This is a genomic window from Microbacterium sp. 2MCAF23, assembly GCF_052115565.1.
Classification (GTDB): Bacteria; Actinomycetota; Actinomycetes; order Actinomycetales; family Microbacteriaceae; genus Microbacterium.
Map to the genome: position 1 here is coordinate 21797 of NZ_JBFRGY010000016.1, position 15193 is coordinate 36989.

Annotated in this window: 16 protein-coding genes; 14 read left to right on the forward strand and 2 right to left on the reverse strand. The window is 67.9% G+C overall.

Features of this window, described 5'->3' with window-relative positions:
- Positions 1-77: 77 nt before the first annotated feature.
- The 8 genes from AB4078_RS16875 to AB4078_RS16910 all read left to right on the forward strand — a co-directional run bounded on the left by AB4078_RS16875 (position 78) and on the right by AB4078_RS16910 (position 6101).
- Positions 78-872, forward strand: coding sequence for an FtsQ-type POTRA domain-containing protein (locus AB4078_RS16875; protein ID WP_441978101.1), 795 nt, complete (start codon positions 78-80; stop codon positions 870-872).
- A 166-nt stretch (positions 873-1038) separates the two neighbouring features.
- On the forward strand, positions 1039-2202 hold the full coding sequence (ftsZ, locus tag AB4078_RS16880; protein WP_440731442.1) for a cell division protein FtsZ: 1164 nt from the start codon (positions 1039-1041) through the stop codon (positions 2200-2202).
- Positions 2199-2882 carry a YggS family pyridoxal phosphate-dependent enzyme gene (locus tag AB4078_RS16885; protein ID WP_441978102.1) on the forward strand — a complete coding sequence of 228 codons (684 nt, stop codon included), beginning with the start codon at positions 2199-2201 and terminating at the stop codon, positions 2880-2882. Before ftsZ ends, AB4078_RS16885 begins: the two co-directional genes overlap by 4 nt.
- Positions 2883-2921: 39 nt before the next feature.
- Positions 2922-3422 carry a cell division protein SepF gene (locus tag AB4078_RS16890; protein ID WP_441978103.1) on the forward strand — a complete coding sequence of 167 codons (501 nt, stop codon included), beginning with the start codon at positions 2922-2924 and terminating at the stop codon, positions 3420-3422.
- A 3-nt stretch (positions 3423-3425) separates the two neighbouring features.
- The gene (locus AB4078_RS16895; protein WP_440731445.1) at positions 3426-3731 is read left to right on the forward strand and encodes a YggT family protein; all 306 of its coding nucleotides are present in this window, start codon (positions 3426-3428) and stop codon (positions 3729-3731) included.
- Positions 3732-3900: 169 nt separating this feature from the next.
- Positions 3901-4476 (forward strand): DivIVA domain-containing protein, encoded by a 576-nt coding sequence (locus tag AB4078_RS16900; protein WP_440731446.1) that lies wholly within the window; start codon positions 3901-3903, stop codon positions 4474-4476.
- A 9-nt stretch (positions 4477-4485) separates the two neighbouring features.
- On the forward strand, positions 4486-5175 hold the full coding sequence (locus AB4078_RS16905) for a signal peptidase II (RefSeq protein WP_441978104.1): 690 nt from the start codon (positions 4486-4488) through the stop codon (positions 5173-5175).
- Positions 5176-5177: 2 nt separating this feature from the next.
- Positions 5178-6101 (forward strand): RluA family pseudouridine synthase, encoded by a 924-nt coding sequence (locus AB4078_RS16910; protein ID WP_440731448.1) that lies wholly within the window; start codon positions 5178-5180, stop codon positions 6099-6101.
- A 29-nt stretch (positions 6102-6130) separates the two neighbouring features.
- Here the strand turns inward: AB4078_RS16910 and AB4078_RS16915 are convergent, their stop codons facing one another.
- A complete protein-coding gene (locus tag AB4078_RS16915) occupies positions 6131-6730 on the reverse strand; it encodes a TetR/AcrR family transcriptional regulator (RefSeq protein WP_440731449.1) in 600 nt (199 codons plus the stop codon).
- Positions 6731-6849: 119 nt separating this feature from the next.
- Between AB4078_RS16915 and AB4078_RS16920 the strand changes: the two genes are divergently transcribed.
- From AB4078_RS16920 to AB4078_RS16935, 4 genes are read left to right on the forward strand one after another with little or no spacing between them, the layout of a single operon-like run.
- Positions 6850-7464 (forward strand): DUF6230 family protein, encoded by a 615-nt coding sequence (locus tag AB4078_RS16920; RefSeq protein WP_441978105.1) that lies wholly within the window; start codon positions 6850-6852, stop codon positions 7462-7464.
- A 14-nt stretch (positions 7465-7478) separates the two neighbouring features.
- Complete coding sequence (locus AB4078_RS16925) at positions 7479-8015, forward strand: DUF6114 domain-containing protein (RefSeq protein WP_441978106.1); 537 nt, start codon at positions 7479-7481, stop codon at positions 8013-8015.
- Positions 8012-8740 (forward strand): hypothetical protein, encoded by a 729-nt coding sequence (locus AB4078_RS16930; RefSeq protein ID WP_441978107.1) that lies wholly within the window; start codon positions 8012-8014, stop codon positions 8738-8740. The genes AB4078_RS16925 and AB4078_RS16930 overlap by 4 nt, the downstream gene beginning before the upstream one ends.
- Positions 8741-8768: 28 nt before the next feature.
- Positions 8769-9341, forward strand: coding sequence for a GNAT family N-acetyltransferase (locus AB4078_RS16935; RefSeq protein ID WP_441978108.1), 573 nt, complete (start codon positions 8769-8771; stop codon positions 9339-9341).
- Positions 9342-9363: 22 nt separating this feature from the next.
- Here AB4078_RS16935 and AB4078_RS16940 read toward each other — a convergent pair whose 3' ends face one another.
- Positions 9364-9849 carry an NUDIX hydrolase gene (locus AB4078_RS16940; RefSeq protein ID WP_441978109.1) on the reverse strand — a complete coding sequence of 162 codons (486 nt, stop codon included), beginning with the start codon at positions 9847-9849 and terminating at the stop codon, positions 9364-9366.
- 192 nt (positions 9850-10041) lie between these two features.
- Between AB4078_RS16940 and dnaE the strand changes: the two genes are divergently transcribed.
- Both dnaE and AB4078_RS16950 read left to right on the forward strand, forming a co-directional pair.
- Positions 10042-13560, forward strand: a complete 3519-nt coding sequence (gene dnaE / locus AB4078_RS16945) for a DNA polymerase III subunit alpha (RefSeq protein WP_441978110.1) — start codon at positions 10042-10044, stop codon at positions 13558-13560.
- Positions 13561-13706: 146 nt separating this feature from the next.
- Positions 13707-15188, forward strand: a complete 1482-nt coding sequence (locus AB4078_RS16950) for a hypothetical protein (RefSeq protein ID WP_441978111.1) — start codon at positions 13707-13709, stop codon at positions 15186-15188.
- The last annotated feature ends 5 nt before the right edge of the window (positions 15189-15193 follow it).

Here is a 15193-nt window from a genome sequence, read left to right on the forward strand (position 1 = left end):
CCGACCGGAACGCGACGTCGTTGATCCCTCTCGAGCGGGGAGGGGCCGCCGAATCCTCGACGGTGCAGGACCGCGCGGTGGAAGCCGACCGGTCGGCGATGCAGGACGAGGCGCCGCTGACCGCGCGCGACCTCTGGCAGGCGACCCGGGCACGCCGGAAGGCGCTGCGCACGGAGATCCGCCGCTTCACCCAGCGTTCCCGGCGACGCCGCATCGGCTGGATCATCGGCGCCGCCCTCGCACTCCTCATCGTGGGCGGAAGCGTCGGCGCGGCGTACAGTCCGCTGTTCGCGGTGCAGACGATCACCGTCGAGGGGACGAGTTCACTCAAGGCGGGAGACGTGCAGAAGGCACTGTCGGGGCAGGTCGGCCGGCCGCTCGCGCTCGTCGACGCCAGCGCCGTCAAGGCCGCTCTGGTCAGATTCCCGCTGATCGAGACCTACCGTCTGGAGGCGCACCCTCCGCACGACCTCGTGGTTCGGATCGTTGAGCGCACGCCTGTCGGCGTGATCCAGCAGAGTGACGGGCGGTTCACGGTCGTCGATGTCGCAGGGGTCGTGCTCTCGACCAGCGAGGAGCAGCCTGCCGGATACGCGTTGATCGACGTCAGCGGCGGCACGGCGTCCAAGGCGTTCGCGGCGGTCGGCACGGCACTGCGAACACTGCCCGCCGAGCTGCGCGGCCAGGTCGCCGGCGCCGCCGCGTCCACTCCGGATGACATCGTGCTGCAGCTGAACGGCGGCGCCAAGGTGGTGTGGGGGAGTGCGGAGCAGTCCGCGCTCAAGACTCGGTCCCTGCAGGCGCTGATGAAGGCGAATCCGGACGCGGCGTCGTACGACGTGTCCTCTCCGGGCGTCGGCATCGTCGGCTGAGCACGAATATCCGAAACGATCGCGCGCAGGCGCGTGTCGCTTGGCTCCTGCGCGCCGTGTGCCGCTTACCTTCGATCAAAGAGAAAGCAATACCGGGAAATACTTTAACCTTCTGCTTGAGGTTTAAGGTTTCCGGCCCGGGGCTCGACATACATCGGAGGACGGGATGAGCCAGAACCAGAACTACCTTGCCGTGATCAAGGTCGTCGGTGTCGGCGGTGGTGGCGTCAACGCCGTCAATCGCATGATCGATCTCGGCCTGCGCGGCGTCGAGTTCATCGCGATCAACACCGACGCGCAGGCGTTGCTCATGAGCGACGCGGACGTCAAGCTCGACGTCGGTCGTGATCTGACCCGCGGTCTCGGCGCCGGCGCCGATCCCGAGGTCGGACGTCGGGCCGCGGAGGACCACGCTGAGGAGATCGAGCAGGCGCTGACCGGCGCCGACATGGTCTTCGTGACGGCGGGAGAGGGCGGCGGCACCGGAACGGGCGGCGCCCCGATCGTCGCGCGCATCGCGAAGTCGATCGGCGCGCTGACGATCGGCGTCGTCACCAAGCCGTTCTCCTTCGAGGGCCGCCGGCGCCAGTCGCAGGCCGACGCGGGCGTCGCCAAGCTGAAGGAAGAGGTCGACACCCTCATCGTGGTGCCGAACGACCGTCTGCTCGAGATCAGCGACCGCGGGATCTCGATGATCGAGGCGTTCGCCACGGCGGACCAGGTGCTGCTCGCCGGTGTGCAGGGCATCACCGATCTGATCACCACTCCCGGTCTCATCAACCTCGACTTCAACGACGTCAAGTCGGTCATGCAGGGAGCGGGATCCGCGCTCATGGGCATCGGCTCGGCGCGCGGCGCGGACCGCGCGATCAAGGCCGCCGAGCTCGCGGTCGAATCGCCTCTGCTGGAGGCGTCGATCGAGGGCGCGCACGGCGTGCTGCTGTCGATCCAGGGTGGATCGAACCTCGGCATCTTCGAGATCCACGACGCCGCGGATCTGGTCAAGGAGGCCGCGCACCCCGAAGCCAACATCATCTTCGGAACGGTCATCGACGACACCCTCGGCGACGAGGTGCGCGTCACGGTGATCGCCGCCGGCTTCGACAGCGGTGAGCCCACGCTGCGCCTAGACCCGCAGATCTTCTCGCGCACGACCACTCCTGCGGTCGCCGAGAAGCCTGCCGTCGAGGAGCGCGAGGATTCGGCACAGGCCGAGGAGGCGCCGCGCGAGACCGTTTCGGTGTCCGCGCCGTCGATCCCTCCAGTGCACACGAGCATCGAGCCGGCCTTCGACGAGAGCGACCTCGACATCCCCGAGTTCCTGAAGTGAGCTCGGTCGCCGAGCGGCTGTCCGCGATCGATGCAGCGATCGCGGACGCCGCACGGCTCGCGGGACGGGATCCCGCGGAGATCACGCGCATCGTCGTGACGAAGTTCCACCCCGCGTCGCTCGTGAGCGAGCTCTACGGCCTCGGCGTCCGAGAGGTGGGGGAGAACCGCCAGCAGGAGCTCTCCGCGAAGACGGAGGCCCTTGCCGGGCTGGATGATCTGCGCTGGCATTTCATCGGGCAGGCGCAGACGAACAAGGCCGGTGCGATCCGCCGGGCGGCGCAGGTCGTGCACTCGGTGGACCGCCTGCGACTCGCGGAGGCACTCGATCGAGCGGCGACCGACGACGTGCGGCTCGATGTCCTGCTGCAGATCAACCTCACCGACGACCCGGGCCGCGGGGGAGTCCCGCCGGCGGAGATCGAGCGGCTCGCCGAGCAGGTGCTCGCGCTGCCGACGCTGCGTTTGCGCGGCGTGATGGCCGTCGCGCCGCTCGACGAGGACCCGGCTGCGGCGTTCGCCCGAGTGCATGAGTCCGCGCAGCGCCTGCGCACGGTCGCGCCGGGAGCCGATTGGATCTCGGCCGGCATGACCGGCGATTTCGTCGAGGCGATCGCGGCAGGCGCGACACACCTACGCATCGGCACCGCAATCACGGGGGCACGACCCGCACAGGGTTAGCCTCGACACAGAACCACCCCTACACGTTCGGAGGACACGATGGGGAACCCGCTGAAGAAGACCATGGTGTACCTCGGCCTCGCCGATGAGGAAGAGGTCTACGAGGAGACTGCTCCGGCCGCGCACAGCGCTCGCCAGGAGCAGGTCCGGCACGAGCCCGTCCGTCGGGACGAGGTGCGTCGCGAGCGTGATGAGGCCAAGCCGGCTCCGGTCACGCCGCTGCGTCGCCCGACCGCGGTGCGTCAGCCCGCTGCGGGCGTCGTGAACGAGATCCTCACCGTGCACCCGAAGCAGTACCGCGACGCCCAGGTCATCGCGGAGAGCTTCCGTGACGGGATCCCGGTGATCATCAACCTCTCGCAGATGAGCGACGCCGACGCGCGCCGTCTGATCGACTTCGCAAGCGGGCTGTCTCTCGGCCTCTACGGCCGCATCGAGCGCGTGACGAGCAAGGTCTTCCTGCTGTCGCCGGAGAGCATCGCGGTGTCGGGGCAGGGCGGGATGGCCGGGGGCGACGAGCCCGCGCTCGCGCACTCCTGACACGTGGTGGTGCCGCCCGCGGTCTCCGTGATCGCAGCGATTCTGAACATACTGCTGCTGCTGTACCTGCTCACGCTGTTCGCTCGGCTGATCCTGGACTACATCCCCATCTTCAACCGCTCATGGCGCCCCCGTGGTGCCGGACTGATCGCGGCTGAGATCGTCTACACGCTCACCGACCCGCCGATCAGGATGTTCCGACGCCTCATTCCTCCGCTGAGGATCGGACCCGTCTCGCTGGACCTGGGCTTCACGCTCACGATGATCATCGTGCTGATCCTGATGTCGATCACGCGATCCTTCATCTGATCGTCTGTCGCTGTTCATCTGATTGTTCCTTGCCCCCCATCTGATCGTCTGTTGCCGCGTGCCGTCGCTGCACAGGGATCGGACGGCTATGCTTTTCTGAAGGTGCACGCCGAGGGGCAGGCGCCATTTCCACCCGGCCACCGAGAACTCATCGAAAGAGGAGCCACCCATGGCACTGACCCCGGATGACGTCGTCACCAAGCAGTTCCAGCACGTCCGTTTCAAGGACGGCTTCGACCCGGACGAGGTCGACGACTTCCTCGACGAGGTCGTACTCGAGTGGCGTAAGGCCCTCGACGAGAACGCGGAGCTGAAGGCCAAGCTGGCCGCCTACGAGTCCGGCGAGAAGGCTGCACCCGCGGCCGAGGCGCCGGTCGCTGCGGCACCCGCTCCCGTCGCCGCGCCGGTCGCGGAGACCGGTGCTCCTGCGGCCGCGACCGCCGGCATCATCGAGCTGGCGCAGCGCCTGCACGACGAGCACGTCGCCGAGGGCAAGTCCCAGCGCGACCAGCTCATCGCGGACGCCAAGGCACAGGCGTCGAAGATCCTCGCGGACGCCGAGCAGAAGCAGCGCGAAGAGACCGCCCGTCTCGAGCGCGAGCGCAACGTGCTCGAGAGCAAGATCAGCGAACTGCACACGTTCGAGCGGGATTACCGCACGCAGCTTCGCAGCTACATCGAGGGTCAGCTCCGCGACCTCGACGAGAAGGGCGGCCCCAACGGGGACGCCTCCTCCGCGCAGTAAGGAGCCCCGTTGACCCGGCGTCAACCGCTTCACGGTTCGGCGGCCGGCGCGATCATTGCGATTCTCGCAGTGTTCGTGCTGGCCGCCGATCAGTTTGTGAAGCATCTCACCATCACGAACCTCCCCCTGGAGCAGACGGTCCCCGTTCTCGGCGGCTTCCTGCAGCTCTTCTACGTCCGCAATTCCGGGGCCGCGTTCTCCATCGGCGCCGGTTACACGTGGATCTTCACCATCGCCCTCGCCGTCGTCGCGTGCGTGATCGTGTGGAAGGCGTTCGCGGTGCGCGCACGCCTGTGGGCCGTCGTGCTCGGGGCACTCCTCGGCGGTGTGCTCGGGAACCTCACCGACCGCGTCTTCCGTGAACCGGGCTTCGGCGTCGGACACGTCGTCGACATGATCTCGATGCCGTGGATGCTGCCGGCGATCTTCAACGTCGCGGACATCTTCATCGTCAGCGGCATGATCTCGATCGCCTTGCTGATCATCACAGGCCTCCGCCTCGACGGCACCCGTGAGCGGGATCACAAGGCTGAGTCGGCCGCTGAACCGTCCGACCATGACACATCGGGATCCGACCGCATCGACGATGACTCCGCCGGGACCGAAGGCGCATCTGCCGACATCGCTGCCCAGGACGTGGCGACGAGTGCCGATCCGCAGAGCCCCGCTCGGCGCGACGGTGCAGGATCCGAGGCCTGATCGTGGAATCGCGCTCTCTTCCGGTCCCGGACGGACTGGACGGTGTCCGTGTCGATGCGGCGCTGGCGAAGATGCTCGGGTTCTCCCGCACGTTCGCGGCAGAGGTCGCCGAGGCCGGGGGAGTGGCGCTCGATGGTGTCGTCCTGGGCAAGTCGGACAAACTGCGCGCCGGCGGCTGGCTCGACGTGGAATGGGCGCCCAAACAGGAGCTCCGGATCGAACCCATCGCGGTGCCGGAGCTCGGCATCGTCTATGACGACGACGACATCGTGGTGGTCGACAAGCCCACCGGGGTCGCTGCGCACCCGTCCGTGGGCTGGGAGGGCCCGACGGTCGTCGGCGCTCTCGCCGCAGCAGGCTTCCGGATCGCCACCAGCGGGGCGCCCGAGCGTCAGGGCGTCGTACATCGCCTCGACGTCGGAACCAGCGGCCTCATGGTGGTTGCGAAGACCGAGGCGGCCTACTCCGCACTCAAGCGGGCCTTCAAGGAGCGCACGGTCGAGAAGATCTACCACGCGGTCGTGCAGGGGCACCCGGATCCGCTCGCAGGCACGATCGACGCCCCGATCGGGCGGCATCCGAACCACTCCTGGAAGTTCGCGGTGATCCCTGACGGCAAGCCGTCGGTCACCCATTACGAGACGCTCGAGGCGTTCCCCGGCGCATCGCTGCTGGAGATCCACCTCGAGACCGGCCGGACGCACCAGATCCGCGTGCACATGGCCGCGCACAGGCACCCGTGCGTGGGGGACCCGCTGTACGGTGCCGACCCGACCCTGTCGGCGCGGCTGGGCCTGACGAGGCAGTGGCTGCACGCGCACCGGCTCGGTTTCGCGCACCCCACCACCGGGGAGTGGGTCCAGACGGAGTCTCCGTACCCCGCCGATTTCCGGCACGCGCTGGACGTGCTCCGCGGCGAGGACTGAGTCTTCGGCATCCGCGTTCGGATCCGAGATCAGAGTGGCAGCTCGCCTGTCGCCGACACCACGCCTTCAAGGGTCGCCTCCAGGAACCGGACGACCACCTCTGGGTCCTCGTCGCGATCGATGACGAGGCTGATCAGTGTCTCCTCGGTGAAGGAGACCCAGGCGCGCAGGGCGACGCGGAGCCCCGGGGTGTCCGGCGTGCCGAGTTCGGTGAACGCGTCGAGAAGACGCGCGGCGTTGAGGTCACGCGACTCGTCGACCACGCGCCGGACGGCGGGGTCGCCGCTCGCGATCCCGCGCACCAGAGAGTGGAACGTGCCCTGATGCTGGCGCACGAACTCCGTGATGCGCAGGAGAGTGTCGCGCACTCGCGCCCGCGGCTCCAGGTCATCGCGCGGCTCGGAGGCGAGCAGCAGACTGTCCCTCGCCATGGTCACCACCGCGAGATGCATGCCCTGCCTCGTCTCGAAGTAGTGGAACAGGAGAGGCCGTGACACTCCGGCGCGCTGGGCCAGCACGTCCATCGTGAGCTCGTCCAGGGAATGCTCGGCGAGGAAATTCACCCCGGTCGCGACGAGCTGCGCACGACGCTCCTCGGGAGTGAGTCTGGCGCGTCGCAGGTCGGGCATGCCCCGAGCCTAGTGGGATGCGGAGCGATGACCGTGTCCGGTATTGACTCTGAGTCAACGGGCAATATACTCGACCAGGTGAACGCCGCCATCGCAGCCGGCGCACTGGAGGAGGATCGATGAAGTTCCCGAAGTCCGACCGTGTCCGCAAGTTCGGGTCATCCCACGCCGGCCGTATCGCCCTTGTCGCCATTCCGGCCGGCGTGGTCGCCGCAGCGCTGATGGGCGGCGTCGCCCAGGGCGCGGTACCCGTGTCGTTCGCCGTATCGGGGAGCCAGTTCCAGATCGGCGCCTCCCAGCTGGAGGGCACCGGCTTCTCGCAGTACGCCGGCGTCGCGAAGGACACGGAGGGCAAGGAGCACACCGTCGCCATCGCGAACATCAAGAGCGCCACGCTCAACGACCTCTGCCAGTCGGTGATCACCGACACGCCGCTGGGCAAGGTCGGCGTGCTCATCAAGGCGGGTGGCAACGGCAACCCTGCGTCCGCCAGTGATCTGCAGATCGGCATGACCGGCCTCAAGGGCGACGCATCCTTCGGTGCGATCCGCATCGGCGTGGACGCCTCCAGCGTCAACACCGAGGCGAAGGGCTCCGCCGGAGACTTCGCTCAGGACGCCGACACCGTCTCGATCAAGAACCTGCAGCAGACGGCCTGGAGCACTCAGGCCTCGGTGTTCACCCTCACGGGCATGACGCTGGAGCTGACGGACGGTTCGCAGGGATGCTTCTGAACGACGGGGCCGCGATGACAGAGGATGCGAACGCCCGGGGATCCGCTCGGCGCATTCGCCGCGACACGTCCGCACATCCGCTGCGGCCCGTCCGCTCCGGAGACGAGTCGGCAGCACCTGCTGTCGACGATCGCGCCGTCTCGGGCGATGTCACCGCAGCCGAGGCGCCGGCACGAGGATTCCGGTACTGGCGGCGGCAGCGGCCGTTCATCGGCGGGCTGCTCGTCGCGCTCGGCGGTATCGAGATGTTCTTCTCCGGCCAGCTCGACATCGGGCACCTGCACGTGCAACTGGGGATCGAGGGCCTGCAGGCCACGATCATCCCGATCGTGCTGCTGCTGCTCGGGATCCTCGCGGTCACGATGCCCGCGCACCACGTGTTCTACGGCATCATCGCCCTGGTCGTCGCGATCTATTCGCTGATCGGAGTGAACCTCGGCGGATTCATCGTGGGGATGCTCCTCGCCGGCACCGGTGCGGTGCTCGTCGTCGCCTGGATGGGACCACGCGATCCGGCGCCCGAGGACGGGGCCGAGGAGGCCGCGTCATGACGCTGCGACGCCGCCACAGTGCGGCGATCCTGGCAGCGCTCGCCCTGATCGCGCCGATGACGCTGGGGGCCGCCGCAGCTCCGGCGTCGGCGCCGATGGGGCTGTGCATTCCGCTGCTCTGGTGTCCGTCACCGAGCCCGACACCGACGACACCGCCGCCCACGACCGGAACCCCCGGAACGCCTGTGCCGGGGCTGCCGGCGGTTCCGAGCTCTCCGTCGACGCCGGGTGCGGCGTCCCCGAGCGCTCCGGGAAGCTCGGTGCCGACGCCTGCGCCGACACCGGTCGCCGCGACGAGGGACGAGAGTGCGCCCGTCTTCACGAAGACCCCGGCCTCGATGGGGTCGCAGGGTCTGTCGTTCACGGGCCTCAGCGGCATTGCGATCGTCGACGTGCCGACCGTCGACGGCAGCACCATCCGGGCTCTGAAGATCTCCGCCGATTCGATCACGATCTCGGGCTTCTCGCTCACCGTCCGCCCGCCGGACAGGGCGGGGCTCGTGACGAACGCCGACACCATGACCCTCACCGGTCACGTGAGCGTGTACCTGGGCTCGGTCACCGCGACCACGCAGGACGGCCGCGCGCTGACCCTGGGAACGGACACCCCGCCGCCCCTGGACGACGTGAAGCCGGGCCTGTTGCGGGTGACCATGGGTCTCGTCGGCACGATCGCCGATTCGATCAGCTACACGAACACGGACCAGCGCATCGTCGAGCCGTGATGTCCGCCCTCCGGGGCAGACTGGGGACATGAGCATCGAAGTGCGCCCCGCAACCGTCTTCGACGATGTCGCGACGCTTGTCGGGCCGAAGAACCCGACATCGCAGTCGTGCTTCTGCCTGAGCTATCGGATCCCCAGCAAGGAGAGCCAGGCGCTGCGCGGCGAGGCCAGAGCGGCGAGGGTTCGCGAGCTGTGCGAGCAGGATCCGGCGCCGGGAGTGATCGCCTACCTCGACGACGAGCCGGTGGCGTGGGCCGCGGTGCACCCGCGGCAGGATACGAGCTTCGCCCGCAACCAGCTGATCCCGCACGTCGACGATCTCGACGTATGGTCGCTGTGGTGTCTGCGCGTGCGGCCGGGGTATCGGAAGCAGGGCGTCACGCATACGCTCATCGACGGTGCGGTCGCCTTTGCGCGAGAGCAGGGCGCCCCGGCCATCGAGGCGTATCCAGTAGACAACCAGGGGGCGAAAGTCGACCTGACGATGGCCTACGTCGGCACCCGTGCACTGTTCGAGTCGGCCGGCTTCACAAAGGCCTCGGACACCGGATCCGTGATCAACGGGTTCCCCCGGGTGCTGATGCGTCGGGATCTGCGCTGAGCATCCGAGCAGCAGCGGGCTCTCAGGCCCGCGGCGGTCGCCCACCCCGGAAGTGCGCAGGATCGTCCTCGGCCATCGCGAGGGCGATCTTGCGCACGTGCGCGTCGTCGACGTCGCCCATCGCGGCGAGGTCGTAGAAGCCGACCTCCGTAAGCTCGCCGTCGGCCGGGTGGGGGTCGCCCGAGACCCACGTGCAGCGGAACACCAGATCGAGGTAGTCGACCTCATCGCCGTTCGCGTATGTCACGCGGGGGAGCTGCTGCACGAGCGCGAGCCGCTCCACCTTCACGACGATGCCGGCCTCCTCGAGGCACTCGCGCGCGGCCGCATCCGCCGGTTCCTCGCCCGGCTCGACGATCCCGGAGACCGCCTGCCACGCGCCGTTATCGGCTCGCTTGCCGAGCAGCACCTTCTCGTCGCGGAACACGATCGCGGTGACGCCGACGAGGTTCAGCGGGGCATGGCCGACGTGCTCACGAAGGGCGACGACGAAGTCCGGAGTGGTCATGGATCCAGGCTATCCGGCATCCCGATGACCGTCTGGCTGGAGAAATACCGTTCGGCTGGCGGAATCAGGCGGAATCGCCCGCCGAACGGTATCTCGCCAGCCAAATGGATGGGGGTCCAAGAGGAGCGATGGTGACGCCCTCGGCGGGCGCGCGGGGCCTCGATGTCCCACCCCGAAACGTAGACTCGAGGCATGGCATCCGACTCCTTCGTCCACCTGCACGTGCACAGCGAGTACTCGATGCTGGACGGGGCTGCGCGCATCGGGCCGCTGGTGCAGGAGGCCGTCGCGCAGGGCATGCCGGCGGTCGCGGTCACCGACCACGGCAACACGTTCGCGGCGTTCGAGTTCTACAAAGCGGCGCAGGCGGCCGGGGTCAAGCCGATCATCGGCATCGAGGCGTACGTCACGCCCGGTACGCACCGCAGCGACAAGTCCCGCGTGCAGTGGGGCTCACCCGAGCAGCGCCGTGACGACGTCTCCGGATCCGGCGCCTACACGCACATGACCCTGCTCTCCGAGACCACCGAGGGCATGCACAACCTCTTCCGGCTCTCGTCCACCTCGAGCCTGGAGGGCTACTACTTCAAGCCGCGCATGGACCGCGAGATCCTGCAGAAGTACTCCAAAGGTCTGATCGCGACGACCGGATGCCCCTCGGGTGAGATCCAGACCCGGCTGCGCCTGGGCCAGTACGACGCGGCCCGCGCGGCGGCCGCGGAGTTCCAGGACATCTTCGGCAAGGAGAACTACTTCGCCGAGATCATGGACCACGGTCTCGAGATCGAGCGCCGCGTCACCGGCGACCTGCTCAAGATCGCGAAGGACCTCGGGATCCCGCTGGTCGGCACGAACGACCTGCACTATACGCACCAGCACGACTCGACCAGTCACGCGGCTCTGCTCTGCGTGCAGTCGGGCTCCACCCTCGACGACCCGAACCGGTTCAAGTTCGACGGCGACGGCTACTACGTGAAGTCCGCAGCGGAGATGCGCCAGGTGTTCCGCGATCACCCCGAGGCGTGCGACAACACGCTGCTCATCGCCGAGCGCTGCGACGTCTCTTTCAACACCGGTGCCAACTTCATGCCGCGCTTCCCCGTCCCGCAGGGAGAGACGGAGGAGAGCTGGTTCATCAAGGAAGTCGAGAAGGGCCTGCAGTACCGCTACCCGGGCGGGATCCCGGACGCGGTGCGCAAGCAGGCGAACTACGAGGTCGAGGTCATCTCGTCCATGGGGTTCCCGGGCTACTTCCTCGTCGTCGCCGACTTCATCAACTGGGCGAAGGACAACGGCGTGCGCGTGGGCCCAGGACGTGGGTCCGGTGCGGGATCCATGGCGGCCTACGCGATGAGGATCACAGACCTCGACCCGCTCGAGCACGGCCTGATCTTCGAGCGGTTCCTCAACCCCGATCGCGTCTCCATGCCCGACTTCGACGTCGACTTCGACGACCGTCGTCGTGGCGAGGTGATCCAGTACGTGACCGAGAAGTACGGCGACGAGCGCGTCGCGCAGATCGTCACGTACGGCACGATCAAGGCCAAGCAGGCCCTCAAGGACGCCGGCCGCGTGCTCGGCTTCCCGTTCAGCATGGGGGAGAAGCTCACCAAGGCCATGCCGCCCGCCGTGATGGGCAAGGACATGCCGCTGGACGGCATGTTCAACCCCGAACACCCGCGCTACAAGGAAGCCAGCGAGTTCCGCGTCGTGATCGAGTCCGATCCCGAGGCGAAGACCGTGTTCGACACGGCCCTGGGTCTGGAGAATCTGAAGCGCCAGTGGGGCGTGCACGCCGCCGGCGTGATCATGTCCTCGCATCCGCTGATCGACATCATCCCGATCATGAAGCGCGAGCAGGACGGTCAGATCGTCACGCAGTTCGACTACCCGTCCTGCGAGTCGCTCGGCCTGATCAAGATGGACTTCCTGGGGTTGCGCAACCTCACGATCATCTCCGACGCGCTCGCCAACATCCGGATGAACCGGGGCGAGGAACTCGTGCTCGAGGAACTCGCGCTCGACGACCGCCCCTCCTACGACCTGCTCGGCCGCGGCGACTCGCTCGGCGTGTTCCAGCTCGACGGAGGGCCGATGCGCGCGCTCATGCGGCTGATGAAGCCGGACAACTTCGGCGACATCTCGGCCCTCATCGCGCTGTACCGCCCCGGTCCCATGGGCGCGAACTCGCACACGAACTATGCGCTGCGCAAGAACGGCCTCCAGGAGATCACCCCGATCCACCCGGAGTTCGCCGAGTCGCTGAAGGACATCCTGGACGAGAGCTACGGCCTCATCATCTACCAGGAGCAGGTGATGGCGATCGCGCAGCGGGTGGCCGGATTCTCTCTCGGCCAAGCCGACATCCTGCGCCGCGCGATGGGCAAGAAGAAGAAGTCAGAGCTGGACAAGCAGTTCGAGGGCTTCCAGGCCGGCATGCACGCGAACGGATACTCGGACGGCGCCGTCAATGCGCTCTGGGAGATCCTGCTGCCGTTCTCCGACTACGCCTTCAACAAAGCGCACTCCGCCGCCTACGGTGTCATCTCGTACTGGACGGCGTACCTCAAGGCGCATTACCCCGCGGAGTACATGGCCGCGCTGCTCACGAGCGTCGGCGACTCCAAGGACAAGATGGCGCTCTACCTGAACGAGTGCCGCCGCATGGGCATCAAGGTGCTGCCGCCCGACGTGCGCGAGTCGATCAACTTCTTCGCCGCCGTCGGCGAGGACATCCGCTTCGGCCTCGGCGCCGTGCGCAACGTCGGATCCAACGTCGTCGAGGGCATCGTCCAGGGGCGTCAGGAGGAGAACTTCACCTCCTTCCACGATTTCCTGAAGAAGGTGCCGCTGCACGTGGCGAACAAGCGCACGGTCGAGTCGCTGATCAAGGCCGGAGCCTTCGATTCGATGGGCGACACCCGGCGTGCGCTCGTGGAGATCCACGAGGACGCCGTCGAGGCGTCGGTGGGTCAGAAGCGCAACGAGGCGCAGGGCGCGATCGGCTTCGATTTCGACAGCCTGTACGACGAGATCGAGGAGGTCGCTCCGCCCAAGGTGCCGGTCCGTCCGGAATGGACGAAGAAGGACAAGCTCGCATTCGAGAGAGAGATGCTCGGCCTGTACGTGTCCGACCATCCGCTCGCCGGTCTCGAGGTGCCACTGGCGAAGCATGCCTCGATCGGGATCAACAGCCTGCTGGAGTCCGAAGACCTGCAGGACGGCGACCAGGTGACCGTCGCCGGGCTCGTCACGAGCGTGCAGCACCGCGTCGCCAAGGCCAGCGGCAACCCCTACGGCATGATCACCGTGGAGGACTTCGGCGGCGAGATCACCATCATGTTCATGGGCAAGACGTATCTGGAGTTCCAGAGCACGCTGCAACAGGACACGATCCTCGCGGTGCGCGGTCGCGTCTCCCGTCGCGACGACGGAATGAACCTGCACGCGCAGTCGGCGTTCACGCCCGACGTCGGATCCTTCGACGCCGCGGGTCCGCTGTCGCTATTGGTGCCCGAGCAGCGCGCTACGGAGCGGGTGATCGAGGATCTCGCGGACGTTCTGCGCCGGCATGCGGGCGAGACCGAGGTCATGCTGAAGATGCATCGCGGCGGCCGTGCCAAGGTCTTCGAAGTGCCCATGCCGGTGACCGTCACCGCGGACCTGTTCGGCGACCTGAAGTCGCTGCTCGGCCCGCAGTGTCTGGGCTGAGCAGGGCGCCGCTTTCCTCTCTTCCCTGCCCGCGCTTCCCTCGGGTACGCGAGTACCGCACAGGGGCTCCCCACCGCCGCCAGGTAGTATCTGGTCCCGTTCGACGGCCGAAGTCCCCAGCGGCCGCACGACGAAAGGAAGTACTGATGACCGGCGACGTCCCCTCCGCTGAGATGGCGCAGGACGAACAGGATCCGACATCGAGCCCCCTCGCCTCGTCTGACACGGAAGTCGACGACGGACCGCTGCCCGCTGCCGCCCCGCAGCAGGGCTGGTTCGGCTTCACGCTGCGCGAGCTGATCGTCATCGCGGCATGGGTGATCGCGTTCGCGCTGTCCTTCGTGCCGGGTGCCGGGAGCGTCCTGGACGCCTCCGCAACGGTCTGGACGATGAACGGCGCCTGGGCACTGGCGATCGGCGTGCCCACCGCGGCCGTGTTCCTCGTCGTACTGCGACGGCTTTCTCCCGAGGGGATCCGCCGGGTCGGATCCCTCGGCATCGACCAGTTCGCTTCGGTCGCCTTCTCCGTCGCCCTGGTCAGTTGGGTCGTGCTGCTGTGGCAGCAGCTGGATCTGGTCGCCGCGACACAACGGTCCGCGCTGGTCACCTGGCCGCTGTGGCTGGAGATCCTGCTGGCGCTGGTCCTCGTCGCCGTCACGGTGTTCGCAGCCCTCATCCCCGGGATCCGCGAGGACTTCGAGGACCGCATCGAGACGCTCGCGCACCGCAACGCGAACCCCGTGCGACCGGTGTTCTCCCGGCCGCGTCCCGTGCGTGCGCGGGGGAGCATCTCCGACCCGCAGAACGAGGACGATGTGGATCCGGGACTGCTGCACGAGAACGAGGTCGGAGCCGCAGGACATCTCTCCGCCACCGGGGTCACCGGTGCAGTGGTGCAGGGCGAGGCGGGCTACGTACCCGAGCATCACCGGGAGTCCTTCCTCGCATCGGAGGAGTACGACGGATCCGCGCCCGCATCGGCGGAGAACCCCTCTGGCGCGGGGATGCCGAGGGTCGCAGACGACGCCCCCTTCGACGTCGTGCCTGCGGAGGATGCGCCGACCGAGGCGATCCTGGAGGCGCCGTCCGAGACCCGCCAGGACGCGGTCCCCGAGACCCGGCAGGACGCCGAGACACGGACCTCGACCACGGACTCGCCGGATGAAGAAGGCGAACCCGCCACTCGCACGGACGCCCGCCGTGCCGCCGATGCAGAAGCGTCGCCGGCATCGGGGCCCGACGCGGACGCCGGGCACGGATCCGCCGATGAGCAGGATGCAGCGGCCGCGCCGCACGACCTGTCCGACACCATGACCCAGGTCCTCGGCGATCTGCTCGAGCCCTCGCCTGCGGACGAAGTGGCCACGCACGCCGTCGACGTCGTGCCGCAGGAGCGCAACCGGGGCGCTGCCGCAGCATCAGCGGCGCGGGATGAGCAGCCCCAGCCGTTCTGGGCGCTCGCGCCCGACACCCGGGCCGTGCATGACGCACGCGGTGACACGATTTTCACAATCGGACCCGAAGCATGGATCCTTGTTCTCGAGGACCGCGGCGGCGCCTTCGTGGTGCGCCACGACGACGGTCGCGTGGGTTACCTGCACGACACCGAGAACATGACACGAGGCTGAAGACG

What these genes read in the sequence shown, in the direction of transcription:
- AB4078_RS16900 (WP_440731446.1), top strand. Translation starts at nt 3,901, where the DNA reads ATGGCACTGACCCCGGATGACGTCGTCACCAAGCAGTTCCAGCACGTC.
- AB4078_RS16940 (WP_441978109.1), bottom strand. Translation starts at nt 9,849, where the DNA reads ATGACCACTCCGGACTTCGTCGTCGCCCTTCGTGAGCACGTCGGCCAT.
- AB4078_RS16935 (WP_441978108.1), top strand. Translation starts at nt 8,769, where the DNA reads ATGAGCATCGAAGTGCGCCCCGCAACCGTCTTCGACGATGTCGCGACG.
- dnaE (WP_441978110.1), top strand. Translation starts at nt 10,042, where the DNA reads ATGGCATCCGACTCCTTCGTCCACCTGCACGTGCACAGCGAGTACTCG.
- AB4078_RS16930 (WP_441978107.1), top strand. Translation starts at nt 8,012, where the DNA reads ATGACGCTGCGACGCCGCCACAGTGCGGCGATCCTGGCAGCGCTCGCC.
- AB4078_RS16925 (WP_441978106.1), top strand. Translation starts at nt 7,479, where the DNA reads ATGACAGAGGATGCGAACGCCCGGGGATCCGCTCGGCGCATTCGCCGC.
- AB4078_RS16890 (WP_441978103.1), top strand. Translation starts at nt 2,922, where the DNA reads ATGGGGAACCCGCTGAAGAAGACCATGGTGTACCTCGGCCTCGCCGAT.
- ftsZ (WP_440731442.1), top strand. Translation starts at nt 1,039, where the DNA reads ATGAGCCAGAACCAGAACTACCTTGCCGTGATCAAGGTCGTCGGTGTC.
- AB4078_RS16950 (WP_441978111.1), top strand. Translation starts at nt 13,707, where the DNA reads ATGACCGGCGACGTCCCCTCCGCTGAGATGGCGCAGGACGAACAGGAT.
- AB4078_RS16920 (WP_441978105.1), top strand. Translation starts at nt 6,850, where the DNA reads ATGAAGTTCCCGAAGTCCGACCGTGTCCGCAAGTTCGGGTCATCCCAC.
- AB4078_RS16915 (WP_440731449.1), bottom strand. Translation starts at nt 6,730, where the DNA reads ATGCCCGACCTGCGACGCGCCAGACTCACTCCCGAGGAGCGTCGTGCG.